Consider the following 6322-nt stretch of genomic DNA (forward strand, 5'->3'; position numbering starts at 1 on the left):
GCTCGAAGGTTTGCTCGCCGCTGCATTTGCAGGTGCAGCCCGGGCAGGCGCAATCAATTGTTGAAGGATCGTTAGCCATGGGTTTCCTCCAGGTGGTCTGTAAAGGCAGTCGTTACCGATTCTGATAACCCGCCCCGCACCTGCGTTTGATGATTTTCCCCCACGCCCGATGAGTGGTAGAGCGCAGAGGGCGAGGGCAGTACGGCGTTCAACGCGAGGGAAAGATTCAGCGCCAGGATCAGCAGGATCGATACGCTGAAAATGCGCCGCGCCCAGACTTTCGCATTGGTGGTTCGCACCGGTCGCAACGTCAGATAAAACCAGTAGCCGCCCAGGCCAAGTACCACCAGCGGATAAGAAACATTGATAGCCGCAACCCAGCCCAATATCGCCGCGCTGATCAGGAACGCGACCATGTACAGGTTAATCTCGCGTCGTGCCTTTCTGAGCGTCAACGTCGGCAATCCGGCGGCACGAAAGTCTTCATGGCGCATGACGGTGATCGCGTGGGAGTGGGGCATCTGCCAGCAGCAAAACACCACGATGAGCATCAGCGCCGTGGCATCGAAGCTGCCGGTCACGGCGCAATAACCGACCACCGGCGGCATGGCCCCGGACAGGCTGCCGATCAGCGTGCCCCAGTGCGAACGGCGTTTCATCAGGCAGGTATAAACGCCCGCATAAACGATCAGACCGACTGCCGCCATGGCGCAGGCCAGTGCTGTGGTGCCGAGCCACAGCAAACCGAAGCCGATCACACCCAGCACCGTCGCGTAGCAAAACGCACTGGGCAACGACACAGCGCGAACGGCCAGCGCCCGATGACAGGTGCGCACCATGCGCCGATCGATATCGCGGTCGACGCAGTTATTGATCACGCAACCGCAAGCGATGACCAGCGCGGTGCCGAGCAGGGCGGCCAATAAATGCGCCAGGGACAACGGGCGGCCACCGGCGGCAAGCAGATAGCCGCCGAACACCGAAGCCAGATTGCCGACGATGATGCCGGGCTTGGTCAGTTCCAGCCCGACATTCAGCGACAGCCGCCATTGCTTCAGTGCGCCAGCATGTTGTGGTGAATGCTGTCCATGATCCATAGCGAAAGCCCCACCAGCAGAAGAATGATCACCACCGAGAAGATCAGCGCTCTGAGGTTCCAGCGTTGCTCCTTGGCGGTGTCCAGATGCAGGAAATATTTGAGGTGGGCGAAGACCTGCACCACGCCAAGTGCAACCACCACCCAGGCGGTGACGCTGCGTGGCAACGTCGGATACATGACCAGGCCAAAGGGAATGACGGTCAGAATCACCGAAATGATGAAACCGACCATGTACGAACGACTGGTGCCATGGCTGGTGCCGGCACTGCTATGAATCGGACTCTGGTTATACATGTCACACCACCCCCAGCAGATAAACCACGGTAAATACGCAGATCCACACCACATCGAGGAAGTGCCAGAACAGACTCAGGCAACTCAAGCGTGTCGTATTGGTGTTGGTCAGGCCCCGGCTGCTTACTTGCAGCATCAACACCGCCATCCACACCAGACCACTGAGCACGTGCGCGCCGTGGGTGCCGACGAGGGTGAAGAACGCGGTGAGGAAACCGCTGCGATCCGGCCCGTAGCCTTCTGCGATCAGATGATGGAATTCGTTGATTTCCATGGCGATGAAGGCGCAACCCAGCACGAAGGTGACGCCAAGCCAGCGCAGCACATGGGCTTTGTCATTGCGGTTCATCGCCAGCATCGCGTAGCCGTATGTGATGCTGCTGAGCAGCAGCAACGCGGTTTCGGCAAGGACATAGGGCAATTCGAAAATGTCGACGGTCGAGGGCCCGCCAGCCACGCTGTCACGCAGTACGGCATAGCCTGCGAACAGCGTCGCAAACAGGATGCAGTCGGTCATCAGGTAGATCCAGAAACCGAAAATGCGCATCGAGCCCGCGTCTTCATGGCCATGTTCATGGCTGTGCGCGATGTCTTTATCCAGAACGATATTGGACATGTTCAAGCCTCCGCCAAGTCTTTGAGACGCGCTTTTTCAATCCGCGCCACTTCCTGCGCCGGGACGAAATAGTCGATGTCTTCGTCATAGCTGCGCACGACCATTGCCACCACCGAAGCGACCAGGCCGAAGATCGCCAGCCACCAGATATGCCACACCAGGGCGAAGCTGCAGATCAGCGCGAAGACACTGATCACCAGGCCGGCGGAGGTGTTGCGCGGCATATGGATGGCGCGGTAGTCGGTGTGACTGAGGGTGCTGACGCCGCGCTCCTTCATGCCCCAATAGGCGTCGAGATCGTTGACTTTCGGTTGCTCGGCGAAGTTGTAGAACGGCGGCGGCGAGGCCGTGGCCCATTCCAGCGTGCGGCCGTCCCACGGGTCGCCGGTGAGGTCGCGCAGTTTCGCGCGGTTGCGAATGCTCACGTAGAGCTGCAACGCCTGCGCGGAGACGCCACAAAGAATGATGCCGACGCCAAACAGTTCCAGCAGCAGCCACGGTTGCCAGGCCGGGTTGTCGAAATGGTTCAGGCGCCGGGTCATGCCCATGAAACCGAGCACGTAAGACGGCATGAACGCGAAGTAGAAACCCACCAGCCAGCACCAGAACGCAATGCGCCCGAGGCGGTCGTTGAGGCGGAAACCGAAGGCTTTCGGGAACCAGTAAGTCAGCCCTGCCATGTAGCCGAACACCGCGCCACCGATGATCACATTATGGAAGTGCGCGATCAGGAACAGGCTGTTGTGCAGCAGGAAATCGGCGCCGGGCACCGCCAGCAGCACGCCGGTCATGCCGCCGATACTGAACGTGACGATAAAGCCCAGCGTCCACAGCATCGGCGTTTCGAAGCGCACGCGGCCGCGATACATGGTGAACAGCCAGGTGAAGATTTTCACCCCGGTCGGCACTGCAATGATCATCGTCATGATGCCGAAGAACGCGTTGACGTTGGCCCCCGCGCCCATGGTGAAGAAGTGGTGCAGCCAGACGATGAACGACAGAATCGTGATCGCAATCGTCGCCCACACCAGCGAGACATAGCCGAACAGGCGCTTGCTGCTGAAGGTCGCGGCGATCTCCGAGAAGATCCCGAACGCCGGCAGGATCAGGATGTACACCTCCGGATGGCCCCACGCCCAGATGAGGTTGACGTACATCATCGGGTTGCCGCCGGCCTCGTTGGTGAAGAAGTGCATGCCCAGATAACGATCGAGGGTCAGCATCAACAGGGTGGCGGTAAGGATCGGGAACGCAGCGAGAATCAGGATCGAAGTGCACAGTGCGTTCCAAGTGAACACCGGCATCTTGAACAGGGTCATGCCTTCGGTGCGCATCTTCAGGATGGTCACGAAAAAGTTAACCCCGGTTAACAGCGTCCCTATGCCGGATATCTGTAATGACCAGATGTAGTAATCCACCCCGACCCCGGGGCTGTAGCCGAGCTCGGACAGGGGCGGGTAGGCGACCCAGCCGGTGCGGGCAAACTCACCAACGCCCAGGGAAATATTCACCAGTGCCGCGCCAACCACGAACAGCCAGAAACTCAGCGCGTTGAGGAACGGGTAGGCGACGTCGCGGGCGCCGATCTGCAGTGGCACGACGATGTTCATCAGGCCGACCACGAAGGGCATGGCCATGAAGAAAATCATGATCACGCCGTGGGCAGTGAAGATCTGGTCGTAGTGCTCCGGCGGCAGATAACCCGGGCCGCCACTGGATGCCATGGCCTGTTGGGTACGCATCATGATCGCGTCGGAGAAACCGCGCAGCAGCATGACCAACGCGACGATGATGTACATGCAGCCGATTTTCTTGTGATCCACCGAAGTGAACCACTCGCGCCACAGGTAGCCCCACTTGCGCTTCCAGGTGACGGTACCGACCAGGGCAAAACCCATCAGGCCGACGATAGCCAGGGTGTACATGACAATCGGCTCGTGCAATGGAACCGCGTCCCATGAAAGTTTCCCGAACATGATTTAACGCTCCTCGGCCAGCAGACTCGGTTGTTGATTGACGCGCACATCGTCGCTGTTGCTTTGCACTTGGGTTTCCTTCTTGCGCGGTGCTTTGTTCATTCCTTCGTACTTGTCGACGATGTCGAGAAACAGTCGCTCCTGCACAGCCGAGTAATAAGTGATCTTGTGCGCCACTGAAGGCTTGGCCAACTCGGCGTAACTGGCTTGATCAAGTTGCCCGGGCGCCGCTTTGACTTTGTTGACCCACGCCTCGTAATCCGCGCCGCTGAGCGCCAAGGTGCTGAAGTGCATGTCGGAAAAACCGTGGCCGTTATAGTTCGCGGCAATCCCGCGATACTGGCCGATTTCATTGGCGATCAAATGCAACTTGGTCTGCATGCCGGCCATGGCATATATCTGCCCACCGAGTGCCGGAATAAAGAATGAAGTCATGGCCGCGTCGGAAGTGACGGTAAAACTCACCGGCGTATTCACCGGTATCGCCAGTTCATTGACCGAGGCAATGCCCAGATCGGGGTAGATGAACAGCCATTTCCAGTCCGTTGCCACCACTTGCACATTGAGGTGCGGCACGTCGGAGTCCAACGGGCGATAGGGATCGAGTGCATGGGTGGTTTCCCAGGTCACCCAGCCGAGTACGCAAATAATCAGGAACGGCACGCCCCAGACCACCGCCTCGATCTTGTGCGAACTGGCCCAACGCGGCGAATAACGGGCCTTCTTGTTGGTCGCGCGGTAGCGATAGGCGAACAGGAAGGTCATGACGATGACCGGGATCACCACCAACAGCATCAGGCCCGTGGCGAGAATGATCAGGTCGCGTTCATCTCGGGCAACATCGCCCTTGGGGTTGAACACCACCAGATTGCAACCGGCGAGCAGAACGCTGGTAGCGAGATAGACCAGGCAATAGCTGATTGTTCGCTTCATACATGCTCCTGTTCTTTATATCGATCCTTGTTTTCTTCGGGCAACAGTTGGCCATGGACAGAAAACCCTGTTTCTGTACCGGCTAATCACGCTGGGCTGAATAACGAGTTGTACTTGAGCTCGCCTGGGCCACGAACTTTTTGAATGAGCATTGCGACGTTGGTTTTACAGAATGTTACGCAAGCTGACGAACGGTTGAACTCGCGAAACGGCGGGCGCGAATCAACGCGCTATGCTGAAAATGCCTCTTGGCAATCCGTGGAATTATTCCGCCAAAGGAAAGATCTTTGACGTGAGCGAGTTGAGTTCAGGAGTACGACATGTTCAAACGCGGCGAAACCTACAACAAATGGAAGGCGACGGAAAAGGCGGAAAAGTGCCATACCGAAGAGGTTGAAAACGGCTGTCATATCGAGGTACGGGCACGGGAAGCCGATGATGGCGACGTCGAAATGTTCATCAGCGTTTACACCGCGACCGGCGAGTGCGCCTACGAGCGCATCAGGAAATTGCCCGGCGTGGAATGGGAAGTCGAGGACGCGCTCAAACGTGGCATCGATCAGGCAGAACGAATCGCCGGCGGCGAGTCCGGACGATTGTCCTGTGCCGATGCGCACGGCCATGAGAATGAGTGAGCGTGTGCATCGCACAGTTGGCTTGGCGCGCTCCAACCTTTCCGAGCGGTTTCGGGGGTTGCGGGTATCGAGGGGGAGGGATGGCGCTGGAGGAAGGCGAGATCGTGCGGGGCGGGACGCCGCAGGAGCTGCACGCAGGCCAGGGGGGAGATGCAGGCCTGGTCCGTAACCGCTGAGCGCTGCCTTATTGCTCTGAGCGCGTCCAGACCCTGACGTAATCGATGCGAAACACCGACGGCAGATCAGCGTCGTCGACCACGCCGAACCAGTCCCACATCGCTTCGCTGTCGAAGACGATTTGCATCGGGAAGTGCCAGTAGTTGTTTTTCGCCTCTCGCACCAGCACGCCGTCGACGTACCAGCGCAAAGTCTCGGGTTGCCAGTCAAAGCCGTAGACATGAAAGGTATTGGCCAGCCGCCACGGTGCGATCCAAGTACTGCCGGAACTCAGGTGTTGATCATTCTGCGGTCTGGCCCAGACATGCGCGTTCATGTTGTACAGGCGATCGAAGGCTTCATTGCGGGTCTTGCCGCCGATTTCGAAGATGTCGATTTCCGTGGCGTTGTCCGGCAGCCCCGTCCAGGCCAGCCAGAAGGCACTGGAACCGGCAGAGTTCATCGGTTTTGCCCGGGCTTCGTAATAGCCGTACATCCCCCGTTCGTTGGTTCGGACCATCGCCGAGCTGTAATCCTTGTAGCCCAGGGCGACGTATTTCTCCGGGAGGGTCTGTTTGCGGAAAGTGATGTTCAGATTGCCGTTGCCGAGCTT

General features: G+C 58.5%; 7 protein-coding genes. 1 reads left to right on the forward strand and 6 read right to left on the reverse strand.

What is annotated here, in order from left to right; translation table 11 throughout:
- Positions 1 to 71 precede the first annotated feature (71 nt).
- The 5 genes from cyoE to cyoA are packed head-to-tail and all read right to left on the reverse strand — an operon-like array spanning position 72 to position 4918.
- Positions 72 to 1097 (reverse strand): heme o synthase, encoded by a 1026-nt coding sequence (gene cyoE / locus OQK_RS23405; protein WP_016774549.1) that lies wholly within the window; start codon positions 1095 to 1097, stop codon positions 72 to 74.
- On the reverse strand, positions 1055 to 1393 hold the full coding sequence (gene cyoD, locus OQK_RS23410; RefSeq protein WP_016774550.1) for a cytochrome o ubiquinol oxidase subunit IV: 339 nt from the start codon (positions 1391 to 1393) through the stop codon (positions 1055 to 1057). Before cyoD ends, cyoE begins: the two co-directional genes overlap by 43 nt.
- Before the next feature lies 1 nt (position 1394).
- A complete protein-coding gene (locus tag OQK_RS23415) occupies positions 1395 to 2009 on the reverse strand; it encodes a cytochrome o ubiquinol oxidase subunit III (RefSeq protein WP_016774551.1) in 615 nt (204 codons plus the stop codon).
- A 2-nt stretch (positions 2010 to 2011) separates the two neighbouring features.
- Positions 2012 to 3985, reverse strand: a complete 1974-nt coding sequence (cyoB, locus tag OQK_RS23420; RefSeq protein WP_016774552.1) for a cytochrome o ubiquinol oxidase subunit I — start codon at positions 3983 to 3985, stop codon at positions 2012 to 2014.
- 3 nt (positions 3986 to 3988) lie between these two features.
- Complete coding sequence (gene cyoA / locus OQK_RS23425) at positions 3989 to 4918, reverse strand: ubiquinol oxidase subunit II (RefSeq protein ID WP_016774553.1); 930 nt, start codon at positions 4916 to 4918, stop codon at positions 3989 to 3991.
- A 320-nt stretch (positions 4919 to 5238) separates the two neighbouring features.
- Here cyoA and OQK_RS23430 point away from each other — a divergent pair, with 320 nt between their 5' ends.
- Complete coding sequence (locus tag OQK_RS23430; RefSeq protein WP_016774554.1) at positions 5239 to 5553, forward strand: hypothetical protein; 315 nt, start codon at positions 5239 to 5241, stop codon at positions 5551 to 5553.
- A gap of 184 nt (positions 5554 to 5737) precedes the next feature.
- On the opposite strand, the gene OQK_RS23435 is transcribed toward OQK_RS23430, so the two are convergent.
- On the reverse strand, positions 5738 to 6322 hold a 585-nt coding region (locus OQK_RS23435; RefSeq protein ID WP_038862118.1), incomplete at its 5' end, for a family 16 glycosylhydrolase.

This window comes from Pseudomonas sp. R62 (genome assembly GCF_000257605.1).
GTDB classification, from domain to species: Bacteria; Pseudomonadota; Gammaproteobacteria; order Pseudomonadales; family Pseudomonadaceae; genus Aquipseudomonas; species Aquipseudomonas atacamensis.